Raw genomic sequence first — 23,388 nt, forward strand, 5'->3', positions numbered from 1 at the left:
GGCGACGCCGAGGAAGGAACGGGTCGGCTTCCGGTCGGGGCGGGACACTCGTCTGGGCATTGTCGCTCTCCTCGTGGGCGGTTAAGAAGGGCCCCTTCTTCTACAAAAAGCGATAAGAAGGGGCCCTTCCTTTCACGTCAGGGCAGGGTCCAGCGCTGGTTGGCGGCGCCGGCTATGCATTCCCAGAGGTGGACGTTCTGGCCGTCGGTGGAGCTGTTGCTGGAGACGTCCAGGCACTTGGCCGACTGCGGGTTGCGGAGGGTGCCGTCGGACTGCGGGGCCCAGTTCTGGGCGGCACCCCCGTTGCAGGTCCAGAGCTGGATCTTGGTGCCGTTGGCGGTGCCGTTGCCGTTGACGTCCAGGCACTTGCCGAGGGTGCGCAGGGTCTGACCGTTGCGGGTCCAGGTCTGGTGGGTCGAACCCGTGCAGGTCCAGATCTGTGCCTGCGCACCGTCGGCGGTGCTGCCACCGTCGATCTCCAGGCACTTGCCGGCCAGTCCGACGATCGGACCGGTCCCCGAGCCGCTGGAACTGCCGGTGGTCAGGTCGAAGGCGTCCAGGTCGTAGAGGAAGCCGGTGCCGGAGCCGGCGAAGGTCAGGTAGAGCGTGGTGGTGCCGGTCGGAGGGTTGCTGATGGTGCCGGTGACGGTGGTGAAGGTGTCCCAGCTACCGGTGACGGGGACGGTCGCCGAGCCGATCACGGTGCCGGTGGCCGAGCCGGTCCGGATCTGGATGGTGCCGCCGGAGCCGGCCGACGAGACCCGGGCGGTGAATCCGCCGATGTTGTTCAACCGGTACGGCTGGAACGCGATCCAGTCGCCGTTGTTGATGTCGCCGACGGTGTAGCCGCCCTCGGCCGGGGTCTTGGCGTACCTGGCGACTCCGGAGGAGGTGTCGTAGTGCTCGGCCTGCCGGTGCTTCGGCGCCAGTTCGCTCTGGTTGTGCGTGGTCAGCCCGCCGTTGTCGGTGTACTGGGCGTCGAAGACCGGGAAGATGTTCGCGGCGTCGTCGTGCTCGCCGTCCACGGGGATGGTGATGGTGCCGGAGCAGCCGGTAGTGGAGGTGATCTCGTGGGCGTGGCTGTCGTGCCCGAGCAGGTAGGTCATCCTGACCCGCGAGCAGTCGATCGTGCCGTCCTCGGGGTCGGTGACGGTGACCTGGAACGGCACCGCCTCACCGAACGCCACCACCTGGCCGGACGCCGGGGCGTTGACGGTGACCGTCGGCGCCGTGTTGCCGACGTTGATCGGCACGCTGGCGGTGCCGGTCGCGCCGGCCGAATCCCGTACGGTCAGCGTCGCCGTGTACTGCCCGTCCGCGCTGTACGTCTTCGTCGGGTTGGTCGCCGTCGAGGTGGTGCCGTCGCCGAAGTTCCAGGAGTACGTCAGCGAGCCGCCCTCCGGGTCGACCGAGCCGGCCGAGGAGAAGGCCACGGTCAGTGGCGCCGTCCCGGAGGTCGGGGTGGCGCTGGCCATCGCGATCGGCGCCCGGTTGCCGCCACCGACGTAGTCGAAGCGGTAGACCGCCGAGTTGGCGTCCCCGTTGCCCCAGCCGGCGCCGTAGTCGAGCACGTAGTACGCGCCGTCCGGGCCGAACGCCGAGTCCATCACCTGCTTGCCGCTCCACGGGAAGGAGTCGATGGTTCCCCGGGTGCCGTCGGAGTTGACGTGGATCGGCTTGATCCAGCCCCGGCCGAACTCGGTGGCGAAGAACTGGCCGTCGAAGGAGGAGGGGAACTTGGTGGCCGACGGGTTGTTGGCGTCGTACCGGTAGACCGGGCCGGCGTGCGGTGACTCGGAGCCACCGCCGAACTCCGACGGGCTGCCGGAGTCACCGGCGTACCGGATCCAGGCCGGGCGGGCCGGCGGCAGGGTGGTCTGGCCGGTGTTCCGGAACGAGTTGTTGGTCGGGCCGCCGGTGCAGTTGAACTTCGACCCGCTCGGCCCGCTCGGGAAGGTGTAGTCGTTGTACGTCTCGGCGCTGGTGTTCGTGCCGGTGCAGTACGGCCAGCCGTAGTTGCCGGGCGAGGTGATCCGGTTGAACTCGACCTGCCCGCTGGGCCCCCGGTTCGAGTCGGTCGAGCCGGCGTCGGGGCCGTAGTCGGAGACGTAGACGACGCCGGTGGCCTTGTCGACGCTGAGCCGGAACGGGTTGCGGAAACCCATCGCGTAGATCTCGGGTCGGGTGTTCGCGGTGCCCGGTGCGAACAGGTTCCCGCTCGGGATCGAGTACGTCCCGTTCGCGTTCACCTTGATCCGCAGGATCTTGCCCCGCAGGTCGTTGGTGTTGCCGGCGGAACGCTGCGCGTCGTACGCGGGGTAGCGGTTGGTCCGCTCGTCGAGCGGGGTGTAGCCGGACGACTCGAACGGGTTGCTGTCGTCTCCGGTGGAGAGGTAGAGGTTGCCGGCCGCGTCGAAGTCGATGTCCCCGCCGACGTGGCAACACATCCCCCGGTCCGTCGCCACCTCGAGCACCGCCACCTGGCTGCTCATGTTGACGCTGTAGTCGCTGTTCAGGGTGAACCGGGACAGCCGGTTGACCCCGGCGAACGCCGCGAACTGCGACTGGCTGCCGGTGGCCGGGGCACTGCCGCTCGGCGTGGACAGCGGTGGGGCATGGTAGAGGTAGATGTACCGGTTGCTGGCGAAGTTGGGGTCCACCCCGACGCCCTGCAACCCCTCCTCGTCGTTGGTGTAGACCGGAATGTTCCCGATCACCGAGGTGTTGCCGGCGGCGTCGGTCCGGCGCAGCGTGCCGTTGCGGGCGGTGTGCAGGACCGAACGGTCCGGCAGCACCGCGAGCGACATCGGCTCACCCAGTTCGGCGAGGCCGCGGGCGAGCGTGACCTGCTGGAAGTCGGCCGCGTTGATCGTGTGTGCCATGGCCGGGGCCGCCGGGGCGAGCACCGCCGGTACGGCCGTCGCGGCCAGCAGTAGCGCGGCTCCGGTGGCCCAGGACCGGCGCCTCGTCGTGCGGGCTCGACCCAGCCGGGGGCCGCTGGGTGGTTGGAGGTGGTGAGGTGGAGACATGGTCGTGCACTCCCGTCCTGAACAGGTGCGTACAGGCAGGGCGCTCGCCGTTGCGCCGGATGCCGTCGGAGTGGATCTCTCCCCGGGAGGTCGCCCTCCCGCGAAGCCGCGACCCTCGGCCGATGGGCAAACCGGCACGCTGATCGTTGTCGTGGGTTAACCGCGCCGCCGGTTACCGTGACGTAATAGGTATGACCTTTGCTCGACACAGTAATTCGAAGGTGTCGATGTGTCTATACCTTCTGTTGCGTCAGCGCGAACTTCTGTCGATATGGGGAAAAGCATCGATAACGCGGCCGAACTGGCACTACCCGCGCCGACCACCCCAGCCGTCATCCAGGCGGTGCCGGGCGGACCAAGACAGCCCCGCCTCCCGGGCCAAGGAGGCGGGGCTGCCATCGGGTGATCACGGCAGGAGCCGGGACCGGGACGAGGGCGGGCGGCGGGGGCGCGCCACAGTGGTGGGGGGTCACGCGCCCGGCCGCCGCCCGCTCATCTCAGGGCAAAGTCCACTTCTGGCTGGCGGTGTTGGCCACGCAGTCCCACAGGTGCACGTTCTGGCCGTCCGCCGAACTGCTGTTCAACACGTCCAGACACTTTCCGGACGACGCGTTGCGCAGGGTGCCGTCCGACTGGGGAGCCCAGTTCTGCGCCCCGGTGCCGTTGCAGGTCCAGAGCTGGATCTTCGTGCCGTTCGCCGTACCGGAGCCGGAGACGTCCAGGCACTTGCCCAGGGTCCGCAGCGTCTGACCGGTCCTCGTCCAGGTCTGTCGGGCCGAGCCGCTGACACAGGTCGAGATCTGCGCCTGGCTGCCGTCGGCGGTCGCCCCGCCGTCGATCTCCAGGCACTTGCCGGCCAGCCCGACGACCGGACCGGTTCCGGAACCGCCGCCGCCGGAGGTCGAGCGCACCAGGGTGAACTCGTCGACGTCGTACAGCCCGGTGCCGGAACCGGCGACGGTCAGGTACAGGTTCTGGGTGCCGCTCGGCACCCCGGACAGCGCGGTGCTCACCTCGGCGTAGCTTTCCCAGCCGCCGGTGTTCGAGATCGTCGCCGTGCCGAGCACCGTGCCGGTCTGCGAACCGGTCCGGACCTGGAGGGTGCCGCCGGCACCGCCGGAGACGACCCGGGCCCGCAGCGAGCTGACCCCGGTCAGGTTCTGCCCGTTGTACGCCACCCAGTCACCCGGATCGAGGTACCCGATCGTCGAGCCGCCGTTTGCACCGGCCTTGCCGACCACCTGGACCCCGCTCTGCGCGCTGAACGCCTCGGCCTGGACCGTGGTGTTGGTACCCGGGTCCGGGTCCGGTCCGCCACCGAGTTCCTTGATCCGGATGTTCCGGAACGAGGCGTCGTCGCCGGTGCCGTGGTTCTGGATCCCGATGTGCCCGGCCAATGACCGCACCGGGTTGGTGTTGGTGAAGTCGTTGATCAGTGCACCGTTGAGGTAGATCCGCAGCCGCTCCCCCTCGACCAGCAGCTCGTAGGTGTTCCACTCGCCCGGCGGGTTGAGCGCCGCGTCCCGGGCCGCGATGTCCGCGGACTTGAACGTGTAGACCGCGCCGGTCGTCCGGTCGGCCGCGTCGGTGGCGTCGATCTGGATCTCGTAGCCGTTGTCGACCGCCGACCACGGGTCACTCGACGGCGGGAAGCCGATGAAGATGCCCGAGTTGTCGTCGCCGGCCAGCCGCCAGTCCAGCTTCAGCGAGTACGACGTGAACTGCTTCGCGCTGTACCAGTACAGCCCCATCCCGCCGACCGAGGTCAGCGTGGCGTCGGAGTTGGTGAAGTTCCCCGGACCGGCCTGGGACCAACCGGTGGTCGAGCCGTTGTAGAGGGTGCTGTAGCCGGACTCCGGTCGGCAGTCGGCCTTGGACCGGCCGGCCGCGTACCGGATGCCGCCGAGCAGGTGCGCCCGGAAGGCCGGCTCGGCGTACGACGCCTGGGTGTGCCCGCCGCCGGTGTAGAAGGACCGGCCACCCTCGTACGTCTTGCACCAGGCATGCGGATGGTCCGCGCCCATCCCGCCACCGGAGTACGACGACTCGTCCAGCGTCGCCAGCACGCGGGCGGTCGACCGGGCGTTGGTGCGGTAGTTGTACCACTCGTCGGTCCGGGTCCAGGTCTGCGGCAGGTGGGCGGTTGCCGCGTGCCCCCGGTCCACCGCCTTCACGTTGGCCTGCTGGATCGCCGGGTGCGAGGCGAAGTACGCCCCGACCAGGTTGCCGTAGAACGGCCAGTCGTACTCGGTGTCGGCGGCGGCATGCACCCCGACGTACCCCTTGCCGCTGCGGATGTAGGACTCGAACGCGCTCTGCTGAGCGGCGTTCAACGCGTCGCCGGTGGTGTTGAGGAAGACCACCACCTCGTACTGGGCCAGGTTTGCGGTGCTGAACGCGGCCGCGTCCTCGGTGGCGGTCACGGTGAAGCTGTTGGCCGCGCCGAGTTCGCGGATCGCCTGGGTGCCGGCGGCGATCGAGTCGTGCCGGAAACCGGCCGTCTTGGAGAAGACCAGTACGTCGTACGGGGCGTCGGCGGCGCTGGCCGGCCCGGCCGGCACGGTCGTGCAGGCCAGTACCGCCAACGTGGTGGTGGCGACGCCGAGGATCGACCGGAGAAGTCGTCTGCGCATCTTCGCTCTCCCTTTGGGGGGTTAGGAAGGGGCCCTTCTTATACAAAATGCGATAAGAAGGGGCCCTTCCTTACATCAGGGTAGGGTCCACTTCTGGTTGGCGGCGGTGGAGATGCAGTCCCAGAGGTGCACGTCCTGGCCGTCGGTGGAGCTGTTGTTTGAGACGTCTAGGCACTTGGTGGAGGCGGGGTTGCGGAGGGTGCCGTCGGGTTGGGGGGCCCAGTTCTGGGCGGCGGTGCCGTTGCAGGTCCAGAGCTGGATCTTGGTGCCGTTGGCGGTGCCGGCGCCGGAGATGTCCAGGCACTTGCCGAGGGCCCGCAGCGTCTGGCCGCTCACCGTCCAGGTCTGGCGCGGGGTGCCGGTGCAGGTCGAGATCTGTGCCTGGCTGCCGTCGGCGGTGGCTCCGCCGTCGATCTCCAGGCACTTGCCGGCCAGGCCGACGATCGGGCCGGTACCGCCGCCACCGCCGCCCCCGCCGGTGACGAAGGTGAAGGCGTCGAGGTCGTACAGGGCGCCGGTGCCGGAGCCGGCGAAGGTCAGGTAGAGCGTGGTGGTCCCGGCCGGCGGGTTGGCGATGCTTCCGGTGACGGTGGTGAAGGTGTCCCAGCTCCCGGTGACGGGGACGGTCGCCGAGCCGATCACGGTGCCGGTGGCCGAGCCGGTCCGGACCTGGAGGGTGCCGCCGGCGCCGGCCGAGGAGACCCGGGCGGTGAACGAGGTGGCGTTGTTCAGCCGGTACGGCTGGAAGGCGATCCAGTCGCCGTTGTTGATCTCACCGACGGTCTGCCCGCCCTCGGCGGTGGCCTTGGCGAACTTCGCCACCCCGGACGAGGTGCCGTAGTGCTCGGCCTGCCGGTGCTTCGGCGCCAGGATGTGCTGGGTGTGCGTGGTGACCCCGCCGTTGTCGGTGTACTCGGCGTCGAAGATCGGGAAGATGTTCGCCGCGTCGTCGTGCTCGCCGTCGACCGGGATGGTGAGGGTGCCGGAGCAGCCGTTGGCCGAGGTGATCTGGTGGCCGTGGGTGTCGTGGCCCAGCACGTACGTCATCTTGACCCGGGAGCAGGCGATGGTGCCGTCCTCCGGGTCGGTGACGGTGATCTGGAACGGCACGGCGTCGCCGAACGCGACCAGTTGGCCGCTGGCCGGCGCGGTGATGGTCACCGTCGGGGCGGTGTTGCCGACTCCGACGGTCACGCTGGCGGTGCCGGTGGCCCCGGCCGGGTCGCGTACGGTCAGCGTCGCCGTGTAGTTGCCGTTCGCGGTGTACGTCTTCGTCGGGTTGGCCGCCGTCGACGTGGTGCCGTCGCCGAACGCCCAGGAGTACGTCAGGGCGCCACCCTCGGGATCGGAGGAGCCGGCCGAGGAGAAGGTGACGGTGAGCGGCGCCGTCCCGGAGGTCGGGTTGGCGCTGGCGACCGCGATCGGCGCCCGGTTGCCGCTGCCGACGTAGTCGAACCGGTAGAGGGCCGAGTTGGCGTCGCCGTTGAAGTAGCCGGTGCCGTAGTCGAGCACGTAGTAGGAGCCGTCCGGCCCGAACGCCGAGTCCATCACCTGCTTGCCGACCCAGGGGAAGGTGTCGATCGCGCCACGGGTGCCGTCGGCGTTGACGTGGATGGGCTTGATCCAGCCCCGGCCGAACTCGGTGGCGAAGAACTGGCCGTCGAAGGAGGCCGGGAACTTCGTGGTCGACGGGTTCGAGGCGTTGTAGCGGTAGACCGGGCCGCCCATCGGCGACTCGGAACCGCCGCCGAACTCGGTCGGGGTGCCGGCGTCACCGGCGTACCGGATCCAGGCCGGGCGGGCGGCCGGCAGGGTGCCCTGGCCGGTGTTCCGGAACGAGTTGTTGGTCGGTCCGCCGGTGCAGTTGTACTTCGCCGCACCCGGCCCGTCCGGGAAGGTCCACTCGTTGTACGTCTCGGTGCTGGTGTTCGTGCCGGTGCAGTACGGCCAGCCGTAGTTGCCGGGCGAGGTGATCCGGTTGAACTCGACCTGCCCGCTCGGGCCCCGGTTGGCGTTGGTGGTGCCGGCATCCGGCCCGTAGTCGCCGACGTAGACGTGCCCGGTGGCCTTGTCCACGCTCATCCGGAACGGGTTCCGGAAGCCCATCGCGTAGATCTCGGGCCGGGTGTTCGCGGTTCCCGGTGCGAACAGGTTCCCGGCCGGGATCGAGTACGTCCCGTTGGCGTTCACCTTGATCCGCAGGATCTTGCCCCGCAGGTCGTTGGTGTTGCCGGCGGAACGCTGCGCGTCGTACGCGGGATAGCGGTTGGTCCGCTCGTCGATCGGCGAGTAGCCGGCGGACTCGAACGGGTTGCTGTCGTCCCCGGTGGAGAGGTAGAGGTTGCCGGCCGCGTCGAAGTCGATGTCCCCGCCGACGTGGCAGCACATCCCCCGGTCCGCCGGTACGTCGAGCACGGTGACCTGGCTGCCCGTGTTGAGGGTGAAGTCCGCGTTCAGGGTGAACCGGGCCAGCCGGTTGACCCCGGCGAAGGGTGCGAACTGCGCCGCGGTGCCGTTGGCGGGCGCGTCGCCGGCCGGAGTGGACAGCGGCGGGGCGTAGTAGAGGTAGATCTGCCGGTTGGTGGCGAAGCCGGGGTCGACGCCGACGCCCTGCAGGCCCTCCTCGTCGTGGGTGTAGACCGGCAGGGTGCCGAGCACGGCGGTGTTGCCGGCGGCATCGGTACGGCGGAGCGTGCCGTTGCGGGCGGTGTGCAGGACCGAGCGGTCCGGCAGCACCGCGATCGTCATCGGCTCGCCCACCTCGGCGACGCCACGGGCCAGGGTGACCTGCTGGAAGTCGGCGGCGGTGATCGGGTGCGCCACGGCCGGGGCGGTGGGGCCGAGCACCGCCGGTACGGCGGTCGCGGCGAGCAGCAGCGCGGCACCGGTCGCCCACCGTCGCCGGCCGAACCCCTGCCGTCGACTGGTCCAGCGACCATGGTCGGTCCAATGTGGATGGTCGGTTGAAGACATTCGTGCACTCCCGTCCTAACCAGGTGTGGCAAGGCAGGGCGCGCGCCGTCGCGCCAGATGCCGTCGGGGTAGATCCGCCCGGGGGACGCCGTTCCGCCCAAGCTGCGACCGCCGCCGACGCGGGTGCGCCAGTACGGAGGTCGCCAGTCGATGGGTTAACCGCGCCGTGGTTTACCTCGACGTAACAACTCTGTGCTGGGCAAGACACTAATTTCTTCGTGTCGATGTGTCTATACTTTCGCCCCGACTACCGCGAACTTTCGTTCATCACGTGAAAAGTTCCGGTGCCGGTGAGCCGGGAGCGGGTTATCTCTCCCGGTCCACGACCTCGGCGGCCAGCGTGGCGAGCACCGCGTCGGCCTCGGGGGAGATCGGGGCGACCGCCAGCGCCGCCATCGCGGCGTCGGTGCGTACCTTGATCATCTGTTCGATCCGGTCCAGGGCACCGGTCTCGACGATGATCCCGCGCAACTCGTCGGCGCCCGCCGGCTCCAGGTCGGGATTGCCGAACAGGTCCTTCAACCGCAGCGCCTGGGCCCGGTTGGCACTGCCCCGGGCCAGCGCCATCATCACCGTCGGCTTTCCCTCGCGCAGGTCGTCCAGCACCGACTTCCCGGTCAGTGCCGGGTCGCCGAAGACCCCGAGCACGTCGTCGCGGAGCTGGAACGCGTCACCCAGCGGATCGCCGAACTCGGCCAGCGCGGCCAGCAACTCCGGTGACCCGGCCGCCAGCGCGGCGCCGATCTGGAGCGGCCGGGTCACGGTGTAGCGGGCCGCCTTCATCCGGATCACGGTCAGCGCGCTCGCCACCGACCCGTCCCCCACCCCGGAGACCAGGTCCAGGTACTGCCCGGCGATCACCTCGGTACGCATGGTGGCGAAGACGCCGTAGCCCCGGTGCACCTCCTCCGGGGTCAGCCCACACTCGTGGAACAGCTGGTCGGCCCACGCCGCACAGAGGTCGCCGCAGAGCAGCGCGGTGCTCCGCCCGTACGAGGCCGGGTCGCCGCGCCAGGCCGACCGGGCGTGCAGGTCGGCGAAGAGCCGGTGCACCGAGGGCTCGCCCCGACGCCGGTCGCTGCCGTCCATGATGTCGTCGTGGATCAGCGCGAAGGCGTGGAACAGCTCCAGCGCGGCCGCGGCGGCCACGATCGGGGTGCCGTCCACGCCGCCCGCGCCACGCCAGCCCCAGTAGCAGAACATCGGCCGGAGCCGCTTGCCGCCGGCCAGCACGAACCGGTTCAGCGTGGTGAAGACGCCGCGCGGCGCCCCGTCGGGCCAGTCCGGATCCTGCCGGTCGAGGAAGGCGGCGAGCTGAGCGTCGAAGCGCTTCCGTAGCGCGCCGAGATCGACGTCCGGCACCGTCGCGGTCATGATTCGGCTCCGGTGGCACCCGCTCCGGCCAGCCCGGCCAGCCGCAGCAGCAGTCCCTTGACCTCGGTGCCGGCGTACCGGTCCCGGGCCACCGAGGCGTCCGAGCAGAGCAGCACCGGGGCGTCCGCCGGATCGGCGGGAAGTCGGCCGTGCGAGCCGCGGATCGCCCGGGCCCCGGCGTCGAGTCCGACCACGCTCATCAGGTAGCGCATCCCGAGCTTCTTCCGGGCCAGTGCCACCGCCGCCCGGCGCTTGGCCGCTCCCGGCGCCGCCGGATCGAAGAGGAGTTCCGCCGGGTCGTACCCGGGCTTGCGGTGGATCTCCACCAGCCGGGCGAAGTCCGGGGCGCGGGAGTCGTCCAGCCAGTAGTAGTAGGTGAACCAGGCGTCCGGCTCGGCGACCAGCACCAGTTCGCCCGAGCGCTCGTGGTCCAGCCCGTGTGCGGCCTTGCCCGCGTCGTCCAGCACCTGCGCCACCCCGGGCAGCCCGGCACAGAGCTTCGCCACCGCCGGCACGTCGGCCGGGTCCCTGACGTAGACGTGCGCGATCTGGTGGTCGGCCACCGCGAACGCCCGGGACGTCCACGGGTCCAGGTACTCCATCCCGTCCTGGGTGTAGACCCGGAGCAGCCCCTCCGAGCGGAGCAGCCGGTTGACGTCCACCGGCCGGGAAGCCTCGGTGATGCCGTACTCGGAGAGCGCCACCACCGTCGCGTTCCGGGCGGCGGCGGCGTCCAGCAGCGGGCCCAGCACCTCGTCCAGGGCTACCGCCGCCGCCACCGCCTGCGGCGAGGACGGACCGAAACGTTGCAGGTCGTAGTCGAGGTGCGGGACGTAGACCAGGGTCAGGTCCGGGTCGTGGTCGGCCATCACCTGCTGGGCGGCCTTGCAGATCCACGCCGAGGACGGCAGTCCGGCGCCCGGCCCCCAGTAGGTGAAGAGCGGGAAGCCGCCGAGCTTTCCGGTCAGCTCGTCGTGCAGCTCCGGCGGGTCGGTGTAGCAGTCCGGCTCCTTGCGCCCGTCCGCGTAGTAGATCGGCCGGGGCGTCACCGTCCAGTTCACGTCGGCGCCCATCGCGTACCACCAGCAGACGTTGGCCACGGTGTAGTCCGGGCGCTCCCGGCGGGCCGCCTGCCACACCTTCTCCCCGCCCATCAGCGCGTGGTGCTGCCGCCAGAGGAACACCTCGCCCAGGTCGCGGAAGTACCAGCCGTTGCCGACGATGCCGTGCTCGGACGGCAGCGCGCCGGTGAGGAACGTCGCCTGGGCCGAGCAGGTGACCGCCGGCAGCACCGTGCCGAGTTCGGCCTGGCAGCCGGCGTCGGCCAGGGCCCGGAGCCGGGGCATGTGGGCGAGCAGCCGGGGGGTCAGCCCGACCACGTCGATCACGACAAGTGGATTAGCCATCGCGCCTCCTCAGCAGCGGCGTGGGTGCCGTCGGTCCGGCCGGGGCCGGGGTCAGCCCCAACGCGGTCAGTTCGTCGCGGGCGAAGGCCAGTTCGGCGGCGATCCCGGTGGCCAGTTCCTCGTCCGACCCCGGGCGCTGCGCCGCCGGCAGCACCCCCCAGGTGTACGTCTCGACGTCCAGGTGGTCGCAGCCGGCGACCGGCCCGGTGAACAGCTCCCGCAGGGCGTCCCGCAGCACCGGCACCGTGGACTCCAGCGGCGGGGCGGGCACGGCGTGCAACGGCACGTGGTAGTGCACCCGCCAGGCGCCCGGAAGCTCGGCGTCCAACGCCTCGTCCAGGTCGTCGGCGGCGTGGGCGGGATCGGCCGGATCGGTGGCCCCGGCACAGGACTCGGCACGGGTCTGGTGCATGAAGCGCGGTTCGACGTACCCGCGCAGAGTGTCCACGGCCGCAACCGGGTCGGCGGCGGCCAGCGCGGCCGAGACCTGGACCTTCACCACCGGCAACCCGGCGGTACGCAGCCGGGCCAGCGCCTGTGTCGGGTCCTCCCAGGCACAGGCGAGATGGGCCAGGTCCAGGCAGATGCCGAGCCGGTCGGTGTCCACCCGGGACAGTTCGGCGACCGCCTGTGCGGTGGACTCGACCACGCAGCCCGGCTCCGGTTCGAACCCGACCCGGACCGCCCGGCCGGAGAGCCAGGCGATCTCGGTCAGCCCGTTGGCCAGCTCGGCGAGCACCCCGGCCGCCCGAGCGGAGCTCCGCTCGTCCCAGGGCTCCCGCCAGGCCAGCGGCAGGGTGGAGACCGAGCCCCGGACGGCGTCGTCGGGCAGCAGGTCGACCAGGATGGTGGCCAGGTTCAGCGTGTAGACCAGCCGCTCCCGGGTGGTCCAGTCCGGCTGGTACACCGCCTGCTTCACCACCGGCGCCTGGAAGGCCTGGTAGGGGAACCCGTTGAGGGTGACCACCTCCAGCCCGCGCGCGTTCAGCTCGGCGCGGAGCCGGCGCCGGGCCTGCGGGTCGGCGGCCAGCCCGGCCGCGACCGGCGCGGCCAGCCACAACCCCAGGCCGAGTACGTCGGTGTCGAGCCGCTGCCGGATCCGCACCGCGTACGTGTCGAGCTGTCCGATCACCCCGGCCAGGTCCTCGGCCGGATGCACGTTGGTGCAGTAGCTCAGGTGCACCAGTTGCCCGTCGGCGTGCCGCAGCCGCATCAGCTACCACCCCGGAGGATCGAGTTCCCCTCGAAGGTGCCCGCGGCGGCCGGAGGCGGCTCGTCGGCGGTGCCGTCCGCGGTGCCGTCGCCCAGCTCGTCGCCCAGCTCCAGCCGGCCGGACTGGCCGTAGAACTCGACCGGATTGCGCCAGAGCACTCGGTCGACGTCGTCCTCGTCGAACCCGGCCGCCAGCATCGCGTCGGCGGTGACCCGGGTCAGCAGCGGATCCGACCGGCCCCAGTCGGCGGCCGAGTTGACCAGCATCCGCTCGGTCCCGTACGTCCGCAGCAGCTCGACCATTCGCGGCGGCGACATCTTGGTGTCCGGGTAGATGGAGAAGCCCAGCCAGCAGCCGGTGTCCCGGACCAGCCCGACGGTCACCTCGTTCAGATGGTCGATCACCACCCGGCCGGGGTCCAGGCCCGACTCGGCGACCACCGCCAGGCTCCGCTCGGTACCCCGGGCCTTGTCCCGGTGCGGGGTGTGCACCAGGGCCGGCAGCTCGTGCTCGACCGCCAGGGCGAGCTGGGCGGCGAAGACCTCGTCCTCCTCCGGCGTCATCGAGTCGTACCCGACCTCGCCGACCGCCACCACGCCGTCCTTGTCCAGGTAGCGGGGCAGCAGCGCCAGCACCTCCCGGCAGCGCGGGTCGTTCGCCTCCTTCGGGTTCAGCGCGATGGTCGCGTGGTGCCGGATGCCGAACTGGCTGGCCCGGAACGGCTCCCAGCCGACCAGCGAGTCGAAGTAGTCGGTGAACGAGGCGGCGCTGGTGCGCGGCTGCCCGAGCCAGAACGCCGGCTCCACCAGGGCACGTACCCCGGCGGCGGCCATCCGCTCGTAGTCGTCCGTGGTCCGCGAGGTCATGTGGATGTGCGGGTCGAAGATCCGCATCAGGCCTCCTTAGTGCTCAGTCGGTCCAGCAGCGCGGTCGCGTCGGCCGGCATGTCCCGCCCCGCCGCCCGGCGTTCCTCGGCGAGACCGGCCAGCATGGTCGCCAGTTCACCGTCGGCCCGCTCGTCGAGACGGTGCACGACGGCGAGCGGGATCCCGGTGAAGACGCACTTGAGCACCGCCTGCCGCCAGGCGGCCTGATCGAGCCGGTCGGCGTACGGGCCCAGTGCGGCGGCCACCAGCCGGGTGTCGTTGGTCCGGATCGCGTCGTGCAGCAGCGGCACTCCGGCGTCCCCGATCGGCAGCATCGGCAGCGCCCGCAGCACCGCCCGCTTCTCGGCTCCGTCGCCGTACCGGTAGAGGGCCTCGACCTCGCCGGTCACCTCGGCCGATGGCAGCGCGGTGAGCAGCAGTACCCGGGCCGCGTCGTCGGCGGTCCAGTCGGGCAGCTCCGGCAGCGGTCCCCGGCCGCACCTGCGGCCCGCCGACGCGAACAGCCGGCCGATCGCCGCCGGTTCGCTCTCGACCCGGCGCAGCGCCTCGGTCAGCCAGCCCCGATCGGGCAGCCGCTGGTCCGCCACGGCCTCCAGCGCCGCCCGCAGTCGTTCCGGTTCCGGTTCCATCGGTCCTCCCCAGGCCTAGGTGTCAGCTCCGTCGGTGGTCGCGTTCCCCCGTTCGTGGTCGTCAGCCCGGTGGCCCCGATGCCGTGGCCCGGTCCGGGACGGCGGCCACCGGCGTGCCGGCGGCTCCGGTCGTCGGACCTGGTGCCGCCCGGCCGGCTGCTCCGGTCGTCGGACCTGGTGCGGCCCGGCCGGCGGCCTCGGCGGCCCGCAGGAACTCGATCGACCGCGCCGCCACCGTCGGCGCGGCGTGCGAGTGCCGGGGCAGTTCGACGGCGACCAGCCCGGCGTAGCCGGCGTCGGACAGGGCCCGCAGCACCGGCGGAAAGTCGATCTCTCCCGTGCCGAACTCCAGGTGCTCGTGAACGCCTCGCCGCATGTCGTCGATCTGCACGTTGACCAGGTGCGCGGCGACCTGCTCGACGCAGTCCGGCACCGGCAGCGGCTCCAGGCAGCGACAGTGTCCGATGTCGAGGGTGATGCCGAAGTGCGGTGGGGCGCCGAGGGCGGTCCGCAGCCGCTGCCAGTCGGCGATGTCGGCCACCAGCATGCCCGGCTCCGGCTCGAAGCCGAGCACCGTCCCGGCGTCGTCGGCGACGTCGACCAGCTCGGCGCAGCCGGCCACCAGCCGGTCCCAGGCGGTCGCCGGATCGACCCCGGTCGGCCGTACTCCGGACCAGTAGGAGACCGCCTCGGCACCCAGGTCGGCGCCGATCGCGACGGCCCGGCGGAGGAACTCGACCCGCAGCGCGGAGTCGTCGTGCAGCAGGGTCGGCGCGTGCTTACGCCACGGGTCGAGCAGATACCGGGCCCCGGTCTCGATCACCACCCCGAGGTTCAACTCCGCCAGCCGCCGGCCGACGGCCGCCACCCGGGCCGCGAGGTCGGGGCCGAACGGGTCCAGGTGGTCGTGGTCCAGGGTCAGCGCCACCCCCTGGTAGCCGAGGTCGGCCAGCACGCGCAGCGCATCGTCGAGCCGGTGGTTGGCGAAGCCGTTGGTGCCGTACCCGAATCGCAGGCCGGAGGCGGGGGCGGTGGTCATGTCGGGGAGACCTTCCGGGCCAGCCGGCGGCCGAGCGGGGCGGCGGCGGCCACCGCGACCCCGAGCACCGCCGCACCGGCCCGCGCGACCAGTGCACCCTGGAGGGCCGGCAGTCCGGTGATGCCGGCGCCGACCGCCGCCCGTACCCGGGACGCCTGCGGATCGGCGGCCACCCGGGCCTGGGCAGTGCCGTACTGCAACCCGTACCAGCCGGCGAGCGCTGCCGGCACCAGCGCCCGCCAGCCCGACCCGGAGCCGGGAGCGGTCCGCTGCCCGGCATCCGGACCGGAACGGCGGGCGGACATCGCGGCGGCGGCTACGGCGGCGGTTCCGGCCAGGGTGGCGGCCGGCAGCGCGCGGGAGGCGCCGGAGACCTCGCGCCGGGACAGTTCGGTCACCGTGTAGGTGTGCGCGGCCACGGTCAGCGCCGCCGGCACCGCCCGGACGGCACGCCCCTGGCTCGCCCCGAGCAGCACGTCCAGGCCACGGCAGGCGGCCATCACCGCCGGCCCGGCCGAGGTGTTCTTGGCCACCAGGTCGTACGCCCAGATCGTGCCCGCCAGCGGCACCGCGACGGCCAGCGCCCGGCGACCCCCGGTCAGGCCGGCCAGGGCGACCCCGGCGGCGGTGAGCCCGGCCGAGACACCGAGGGCGAGCCCCGGCGAGACCCGCCCGCTCGGAATCGGCCGCTCCGGCCGCTCCCGGGCGTCCAGTTCGCGGTCCGCCCAGTCGTTGGCGGCCATCCCTCCCCAGTAGAGCAGCACCGACGCCGCGGCCAGCCCCGGCACGCGCTGGTCCAGCGCCCGGGCGGCGGCGGCACCCGCCACCACGTCCCCGGGTACGGAGAGCGCGGCGGGCGCCCGGACCAACTCGGCCAGATCAGCGAGCGACGGCATCCGGGGATCCCTCCGTACGGTCGGCGTCCAGTCCCCGGGCGAACGCGCAGAGGGTGCCCCACTGTTCGGCGAGCGCGTGTGGCACCTCGCCGAGCGGATCCTTGAAGAAGAACGCCAGCTCGGTCAGCGGGCCGGTGCGACCGGCCCGGTGCGCGGCGGCGGTCAACCGGGCGAGGTCGAGCAGCAGCGGCGCGGCGAGCGCGGAGTCGCAGCCGTGCCAGCTGAACTCCATCCGCATCGCGGTGCCGAGGAAGCCCGAGAAGGTCACCAGGTCCCACGCGGTCTTGAAGTCGCCGATGTCGTCGACGTACTCGATCCGGGTGTTGCCCTGCGGCAGGTAGCCCAGTGTCTCGCCGAGCACCCGTTGCTTGCTGGCCGACTTGGCCGCGTTCGCCGCCGGCTCGGCCAGGTTCGCGCCGTCCCCGCCGCCGAGCAGGTTCAGCCCGGACCAGGTCCGCACCTTGAGGTTGCGCATCGCGAACATCGGCGCCAGCACGGACTTCACCAGCGTCTCGCCGGTCTTGCCGTCGTGCCCGGCGTACGGAACACCGACCCGGCGGGCCAGTTCGGCCAGGGCGGGCAGTCGGGCACCGGTCGACGGGGTGAAGTCCACGTAGGAACAGCCCGCCGTGAAGGCCGCGTACGCGTACGCGGAGCTGGCCGGCAGCGGACTGCCGACGGCGAGCGCGGCGTCCAGTTGGGCCAGGTCGGCGTGCGCCGGATGGGGCGCCGGGACCGGTTCGGTGGAGGAGACGTTCAGCACCACCACCCGGTCCAGCCCGTGCCGCTCCCGGAAACCGGTCAGGTCGGCGACGATCGCCTCGATCACCGACGCCTGGCGCTCACCGGTCGGCGCCGGGCGCAGCTCCGCCTCGACCGCGCCGAGTTCCTCGGTCAGCGCCGCCACCAGTCGGGCCGGCAGCACACCGGCCTCGGCCAGTGCCTCGGCCTTCTTCGTCAGCGGAGTGCTGACCACGTCATGTCCACCGAAGACCAGGTCGGCCAGTGCCGGCAGGGCCGCGGCGCGCAGGGCCGGCAGCTCGGTCACGCAGCCCGTCGGCTCGGCGAGACCGGCCCGCAGGGCCAGCGCCCCGACCGTGCTGGTCACCGCCACCGAACCACGCCCGCCCACCAGCCAGACACCTGTACGCATGAGTGCTCCTCCCTCCGGTGCCGGATCGGGCCTCGCGACACCGGTCCGGGATGTACGGCGGTGAACCGGGCAACTGCCGGATCGTTCGCCGAATCCGTCTATCGGGACATCTTGCCGTGATCAAGTGAAAAGCGCCCCGTCCGCCCGACCGTCGCGGTGGAACATCCCTTTGAGCAGCGCCGGAGTCGGCGGCAACGACGCTGCCCGGGTCCGTGACCGGGCGGGCGGACGGGGCTTGGTAGGCAGGGCCGGTCGGCGTCTCGGTCCTGCCTCCCCCGTTCTCCACTGGCGACCGGCCAGCCGTACGCTGCCGGCTCCGGTCGCAAGCTGTCCTTGTTCAGTTGTCCCAATGCTGTGTAAGGACGGTGGATGGGTGGTCTGCTCCGGCGGCGGGGCACCCGGCGGGGTGCCCGACGTTCCCGGCGTCGCATTCGCGGCCGGCGGTGCCGGCCGGGCGCCGCTCGGGCCGCTCGGGTGGTACGTGGGGGTGGGGGTGTGTGCGGGGGTGGGAGGTGTGGGGGTGGTGTGCGGGGGTGTGCCGTTGGTCGAGGGTTCGTCCTGGCCGGAGTTCCGGCGTCCGGCACGACCGGGGAATCCCGGTCCGGCCGTACCGGACGGCCGCATCATCTGCCGTACGCACCACCCACCGGAACGGGCTCCGGCGTGCGGGCGTACACCCTCCGGAGGGACCTCGATCCGATCGCGGGGCGCAACCGCGGCCGGACCCTCGCCGGTCACTCCGGAAAGCTCTCGGGTCGGGAAGCACCGGCCCACCTGCGGGTCGGTCCACCCCGACGGATGGACAACTGCCTCCGGCGGTGCCGGCTCCGCGCCCGGCGGGCGGGAAGCCGGCGTACGCCGGTTCGGTGCGTTACGTGTTACGCGGAGACCGGCGCGGGCACCGGCTCCACCTCGGTCCAGGAGGAGCCGAGATCCGCCGATCGCGCGACGGCGTCCAGGACCAGCTGGACCTGGAGCGCGTCCGCGAACGAGGGGGTCGGATCCGATCCGCTGGCGAGCGCCGCGAGGAAGTCGCGGAACTCGTGCGTGAACGAGTGCTCGTAGCCGATGATGTGCCCCGGTGGCCACCACGCCGCCATGTACGGGTGGTCGCCCTCGGTGACCAGGATCCGCCGGAAGCCCTGCTCGACACCGGGTTCCGTGGCGTCGAAGAACTCCAGCTCGTTCAGGCGTTCGAGGTCGAACGCCACCGAGCCGAGCGAACCGTTGATCTCGACCCGGAGGGCGTTCCGCCGGCCGGTCGCGAACCGGGTGGCCTCGTAGGTCGCCAGTCCGCCGCCGTCGAGCCGGGCCACGAAGACCGCCGCGTCGTCGACGGTGACCTGCCCGGTGGCTCCGGCACCGGCGGCGCCGTCGGCCGAGGCGGCCAGTCCACTCGACTCGGCGGGCAGCGGACGCTCCTTGACGAACGTCTCGGTGATCGCGCTGACCCCGGTGATCCGCTGGCCGGTCACGAACTGGGTCAGGTCGATGATGTGCGCACCGATGTCGCCGAGCGCACCGGACCCCGCCTTGTCCTTCTGCAGTCGCCAGACCAGCGGAAACTGCGGATCGGTGATCCAGTCCTGCAGGTAGACCGCACGGACGTGCCGGATCACGCCGAGCCGGCCGGACGCGACCAGCTCCCGCATCAGGCTGACCGCGGGGACGCGGCGGTAGTTGAACCCGCACATGGCCCGTACGCCCACCGTCTGCGCCTTGGCCGCCGCGGCGACCATGGCCCGAGCCTCCTCGACCGTGTTGGCCAGCGGCTTCTCGCACAGTACGTGCTTGCCCGCCTCCAGCGCCGCGATCGTGATCTCGGCGTGGCTGTCGCCGGGGGTGCAGACGTCGACGATGTCGATGTCGTCCCGGGCGATCAGCTCACGCCAGTCGGTGGTGTGCCCGTCCCAGCCGAGCCGGCCGGCCGCGTCCGCGACCTTCGACTCGTTCCGGCCACAGATCAGGGCCATCCGGGCCCGCACCGGCAGGTCGAAGACGCGGTTCACGGTGCGCCACGCCTGTGAGTGCGCGGCGCCCATGAACGCGTAGCCGACCATGCCGACCCGCAGTTCTTTTTCTTCAGTGGACAAGGTGGGTCTCCCCCCGGTGTGTCAGAACCCGAGCTTGCTGTACGTGCTCGCGTTCTCTTTCGTGATGGTCTCGGAGGCCAACGTGATCTCCTTCGGGACCTGCAACTCGACCAGGTCGGACATGCCCCGACCCTGGGCGATGAGCCGGGCCAGCGAGATCGCCGAGGAGGCCATCGACGGGCTGTAGGTGACCGTCGCCTTGAGCACCGTGTTGTCCGCGGCGATCGCGTCGATCGCGGCCTTCGAGCCGGCGCCGCCGACCATGATGAACTCGGACCGGTTCGCCTGCTTGATCGCGGCGAGCACGCCGATGCCCTGGTCGTCGTCGTGGTTCCACAGCGCGTCCATCTTCGGCAGCGCCCGGAGCAGCTGCGATGCCTCGGCCTGGCCGGTGTCCGCGGTGAACCGGGCCGCCCGCCGGTTCTCCACCTTGAAGCCGAAGGTGGCCAGCTCGGCTTTGAAGCCCTCGGACCGTTCCTTGGTCAGCTCCAGCTCGTCCATGCCGGCGATCTCGCCGATGATCGGGTTGGCGATGCCCTTGGCCTTCATCTGCTCGCCGATGTAGCGGCCGGCGGAGACGCCCATGCCGTAGTTGTCGCCCTTGATCTGGAGCCGGTAGGCCAGCGCGTCCGGGAACGCCCGGTCCAGGTTGACCACCGGGATGCCGGCCGCCATGGCCTCCAGGCCGAAGGCGTTCAACTCCTTGCCGTCGTGCGGTAGCAGGACGATCACGTCCGGCTTCTGCGAGATCAGCGTGGATAGGGTGGCGCGCTGGGCGGCGGCGTCGGCACCGGCCGCGACCGCCTTGAACTCCACGTCGGTGTAGAGCTTCGCCTGCGCCTCGGCGTTCTTGGTGATGGCGGCCGTCCAGCCGTGGTCCGCCGCCGGAGAGGAGAATCCGATGACCACCTTCTTGCCGGGCGCGCTGTTCGGGTTGGCCGAGCTGTCCGCGGCCTTGACCTGGCCGTTGTCCTCCGGGTCGGCCTCGTTGCTGGTGCAGGCGGTGAGCAGGGCGCCCGCGCCGACCGCGGCCCCGCCGAGCAGCAACCGGCGGCGCGACAGGTCACGCACCGGCCGGAGCGGATCGTGCTGGGTCATGACGACCTCCTGATATTCGACTTCAGTGGGGGGTGGGATGTGGTTGAACCGGCGATCACTCCTCCGCCGCTGACCGGTTGTCCGGCCGTCGGTGGCGGAGGCCGCCCCGGGGGAACCTCGTGCGGTGTGTCAGCTCTTGGAGGTGAGCCTGTTTCTGGCGAAGAGTTGGGTGACGGACTTGAACCGGAACTGCTGGACCAGTACGGCGGCGACGATGATTCCGCCCTTGACCATGTTCTGTGCCTCGGTGGACAGGCCGTTGATCGCGAACAGGTTGGTGATGGTGGCAAAGATGATCACGCCGAGCAGGGAGCCGATGATGGTTCCCCGGCCGCCGCTGAGCAGCGTTCCGCCGATGATCGCGGCGGCGATGGCGTCGAGTTCGTAGAGGTTGGCCATGGCCGCCTGGGCCGAGTTCGCCTGCGCGGTCAGCATGACGGCGGCGATTCCGCAGCAGAGTCCGGAGAGCGCGTAGAGCAGTAGGGTGTGCCGCTTGACGTTGATTCCCGCCAGTCGGGCCGCCTCCGGGTTGCCACCGACCGCGACCGTACGCCGCCCGAACGTGGTGCGGTTGAGCAGCACCCAGCCGGCGGCCACCACCGCGGCGAGGATGTAGACCAGCAGCGGAATGCCCAGGGGCCGGGCGCTGGCGATGCTGTTGATGGTCTCGTTGTTGGAGACCTGGGTCTGCTTGTCGGAGATCTCGGCGGCCAGGCCCCGGGCAGCGACCAGCATCGCCAGGGTGGCGATGAACGGCACCAGCCGGCCGTACGAGATCAGCAGGCCGTTGATCAAGCCGACGCAGGTCGCGACCAGCACCGAAGTGAAGATCATTCCGCCCGCGCCGAAGTTCTGGGTGGCGACCGTGGTGGACCAGACTCCGGCGAGCGCGACGATCGCACCCACCGAGAGGTCGATGCCGCCGCCGATGATCACGAAGGTCATTCCGACCGTCACCACGCCGACCACCGAGGCCAGGGTGAGGATCGACATGATGTTGTCGCCGACCCAGTTCATGTTGCCGTACAGGTCGGGCCGGGTGATCATGCCGATGACGATCAGTGCCACCAGCACCCCGACCAGGCCCAGGTTGCGCCGGATCGACTCACCCGCGTCGCCGTTCCACAGACCGCTCAGGCCGGACGCCTTCCCGACCCCCGGGGCGCCGTGCCCGGCATCGGCCGGTGCGGGCGACACCGGGGACGACTGCGCCGGCAGGTCCGGTGCCGTACCGGCCGGCACGGCGGTCTCGGTACGTTCACTCATGCCGACCTCCACTCCGCTGTATGTTCGCTCATGCCGACGCCTCGCTCCGCTCGCTCATGCTGGCGTGCCCTCCATCAGCGACCCCGCCATCACGAGGTCGAGCACGGTGTCTTCGTCGAGTTCTCCGGCCGGGGCCTCGCGGACCACCCGGCCCTCCCGCATCACCAGTACGCGGTCGGCCAGGCCCAGCACCTCCGGCACCTCGCTGGAGACCAGCAGTACGCCGACGCCCTGGGCGGCCAACGCCCGGATCACCTGGTACAGCTCCGCCCGGGCACCGACGTCGACGCCTCGGGTCGGCTCGTCGAGCAGCAGCAGTTTCGTGTTCCCGAGCAGCCAACGCCCGACCACAACCTTCTGCTGGTTGCCGCCGGAGAGGGTCCGCACCGGACGACGTACGTCCCGGGGGCGCAGGTCCAACCGGTCGGCCACCGCCGCCGCCTCGCTCCGTTCCCGGCCCGCGTTGGTGAAACCGAGCCGGGCCCAGCGGGTGAAGGTGGCCAGCGTGACGTTGCGGTAGATGGGTTCGCCGAGCAGTAGGGCCTGGCTCTTGCGCTCCTCGGGTGCCATGCCCAGTCCGGCTCGGACGGCGGCACCGACGCTGCCGGGGCGCAGCGGGCGCCCGGCCATCGACACCGTGCCGGCCTGCGCCCGGCGTGCGCCGAAGATGGTCTCCAGCAGCTCGGAGCGGCCCGAACCGACCAGGCCGGCGATGCCGACGATCTCACCACTGTGCACGGTCAGCGAGACGTCGGCGAACTCTCTCTCGCGGCTCAGTTCGCGTACCCGGAGCAGTTCCTCGCCCGTGGGCTCGGCGGTCGGGCGGTCCGGGAAGACGTACTCGATGGTCCGGCCGGTCATCCGGCTCACCAGGTCGCGGGTCGGGGTGGTCCGGGCCGGCAGGTCCGCGGCGGTGGTACGGCCGTCCTTGAGTACGGTGACCCGGTCGCCGATCTCGCGGATCTCCTCCATCCGGTGCGAGATGTAGATGACCGCGATGCCCTGGGCGGTCAGCTCCCGGATGATCCGGAACAGGTTGCCGACCTCGTCGTGCGCCAGCACCGCGCTCGGCTCGTCCATGATGATCAGCCGTGCCTCGTGCGACAGTGCCCGCGCCATGCTGACCACCTGCTTGCCGGCGGCCGGCAGCGAGCGCACCATCCGGCGGGCCGGGATCTCCGCGTGCCCGAGCCGGGCGAGGATCTCCCGGGTCCGCCGGGCCATGTATCCCCGACGGACGAATCCGAGCGTGCGCGGCTCGTGGCCGAGGAAGGCGTTCTCCGCCACCGACAGGTCGTCGACCAGGTCGAGTTCCTGGTAGATGGTGGCGATGCCGGCCTTCATCGCGGCCTGCGGGTTGGCGAAGGTGGTCGGCTGGCCGAGCCATTCCACCTGCCCCGAGTCGGGCTGGTGGGCGCCGGAGAGCACCTTGATCAGAGTCGACTTGCCGGCGCCGTTCTGCCCGAGCAGGCAGTGCACCTCGCCGGCCCGTACCTCCAACTGGACGCCGTCCAGGGCCCGTACGCCGGGAAAGGTCTTCACCACGTCGGTGAGGCGCAGTACGACCTCGCCCGGCACCGTGTCGGCGGGTGCGGCCAGCAACGGCTGCGGCTCGGTGGCCTCCCCGGCGACGGCCGGGTTCTGCTCCTCGCTGTTCTCGGTCATGGCCTCTCCTCGCTGCGCTCGGTCATGACGGGTG

The 23,388-nt window shown here is 71.3% G+C and carries 15 protein-coding genes; all 15 read right to left on the reverse strand.

All coding sequences use genetic code 11. From position 1 onward, the window contains the following. Nucleotides 1–137: 137 nt before the first annotated feature. Nucleotides 138–3,029, reverse strand: coding sequence for a PQQ-dependent sugar dehydrogenase (locus tag ACFP2T_RS36900; RefSeq protein WP_377430325.1), 2,892 nt, complete (start codon nt 3,027–3,029; stop codon nt 138–140). Nucleotides 3,030–3,526: 497 nt separating this feature from the next. After that, entirely contained in the window at nt 3,527–5,662 is a 2,136-nt protein-coding gene (locus ACFP2T_RS36905; RefSeq protein WP_377430328.1) for a ThuA domain-containing protein, read from the reverse strand. A gap of 75 nt (nt 5,663–5,737) precedes the next feature. Then, nucleotides 5,738–8,635, reverse strand: coding sequence for a PQQ-dependent sugar dehydrogenase (locus tag ACFP2T_RS36910; RefSeq protein ID WP_377430330.1), 2,898 nt, complete (start codon nt 8,633–8,635; stop codon nt 5,738–5,740). 306 nt (nt 8,636–8,941) lie between these two features. Then, nucleotides 8,942–10,009, reverse strand: coding sequence for a polyprenyl synthetase family protein (locus tag ACFP2T_RS36915; protein WP_377430332.1), 1,068 nt, complete (start codon nt 10,007–10,009; stop codon nt 8,942–8,944). Continuing rightward, entirely contained in the window at nt 10,006–11,415 is a 1,410-nt protein-coding gene (locus ACFP2T_RS36920) for an alkaline phosphatase family protein (RefSeq protein ID WP_377430334.1), read from the reverse strand. The genes ACFP2T_RS36915 and ACFP2T_RS36920 overlap by 4 nt, the downstream gene beginning before the upstream one ends. Continuing rightward, complete coding sequence (eboE, locus tag ACFP2T_RS36925) at nt 11,408–12,628, reverse strand: metabolite traffic protein EboE (protein ID WP_377430336.1); 1,221 nt, start codon at nt 12,626–12,628, stop codon at nt 11,408–11,410. Before eboE ends, ACFP2T_RS36920 begins: the two co-directional genes overlap by 8 nt. Continuing rightward, nucleotides 12,628–13,521: a TatD family hydrolase gene (locus tag ACFP2T_RS36930; protein ID WP_377430337.1), complete on the reverse strand. Its 894-nt coding sequence runs from the start codon at nt 13,519–13,521 to the stop codon at nt 12,628–12,630. The genes eboE and ACFP2T_RS36930 overlap by 1 nt, the downstream gene beginning before the upstream one ends. Next, nucleotides 13,521–14,144 carry an EboA domain-containing protein gene (locus ACFP2T_RS36935; RefSeq protein ID WP_377430339.1) on the reverse strand — a complete coding sequence of 208 codons (624 nt, stop codon included), beginning with the start codon at nt 14,142–14,144 and terminating at the stop codon, nt 13,521–13,523. The genes ACFP2T_RS36930 and ACFP2T_RS36935 overlap by 1 nt, the downstream gene beginning before the upstream one ends. Before the next feature lie 61 nt (nt 14,145–14,205). Further along, the gene (locus ACFP2T_RS36940; protein ID WP_377430341.1) at nt 14,206–15,183 is read right to left on the reverse strand and encodes a sugar phosphate isomerase/epimerase family protein; all 978 of its coding nucleotides are present in this window, start codon (nt 15,181–15,183) and stop codon (nt 14,206–14,208) included. Then, nucleotides 15,180–16,079, reverse strand: coding sequence for an SCO3242 family prenyltransferase (locus tag ACFP2T_RS36945; protein ID WP_377430343.1), 900 nt, complete (start codon nt 16,077–16,079; stop codon nt 15,180–15,182). Before ACFP2T_RS36945 ends, ACFP2T_RS36940 begins: the two co-directional genes overlap by 4 nt. Next, the gene (locus tag ACFP2T_RS36950; RefSeq protein WP_377430345.1) at nt 16,063–17,232 is read right to left on the reverse strand and encodes an inositol-3-phosphate synthase; all 1,170 of its coding nucleotides are present in this window, start codon (nt 17,230–17,232) and stop codon (nt 16,063–16,065) included. Before ACFP2T_RS36950 ends, ACFP2T_RS36945 begins: the two co-directional genes overlap by 17 nt. 878 nt (nt 17,233–18,110) lie before the next feature. Next, the gene (locus tag ACFP2T_RS36955; protein WP_377430748.1) at nt 18,111–19,292 is read right to left on the reverse strand and encodes a Gfo/Idh/MocA family protein; all 1,182 of its coding nucleotides are present in this window, start codon (nt 19,290–19,292) and stop codon (nt 18,111–18,113) included. A 54-nt stretch (nt 19,293–19,346) separates the two neighbouring features. Then, nucleotides 19,347–20,423, reverse strand: a complete 1,077-nt coding sequence (locus ACFP2T_RS36960) for a substrate-binding domain-containing protein (protein ID WP_377430348.1) — start codon at nt 20,421–20,423, stop codon at nt 19,347–19,349. A gap of 129 nt (nt 20,424–20,552) precedes the next feature. Further along, entirely contained in the window at nt 20,553–21,689 is a 1,137-nt protein-coding gene (locus tag ACFP2T_RS36965) for an ABC transporter permease (protein WP_377430350.1), read from the reverse strand. 54 nt (nt 21,690–21,743) lie between these two features. Beyond that, on the reverse strand, nt 21,744–23,354 hold the full coding sequence (locus ACFP2T_RS36970; RefSeq protein ID WP_377430353.1) for a sugar ABC transporter ATP-binding protein: 1,611 nt from the start codon (nt 23,352–23,354) through the stop codon (nt 21,744–21,746). Nucleotides 23,355–23,388 lie beyond the last annotated feature (34 nt).

The organism is Plantactinospora solaniradicis, assembly GCF_042658085.1.
GTDB classification, from domain to species: Bacteria; Actinomycetota; Actinomycetes; order Mycobacteriales; family Micromonosporaceae; genus Plantactinospora; species Plantactinospora solaniradicis.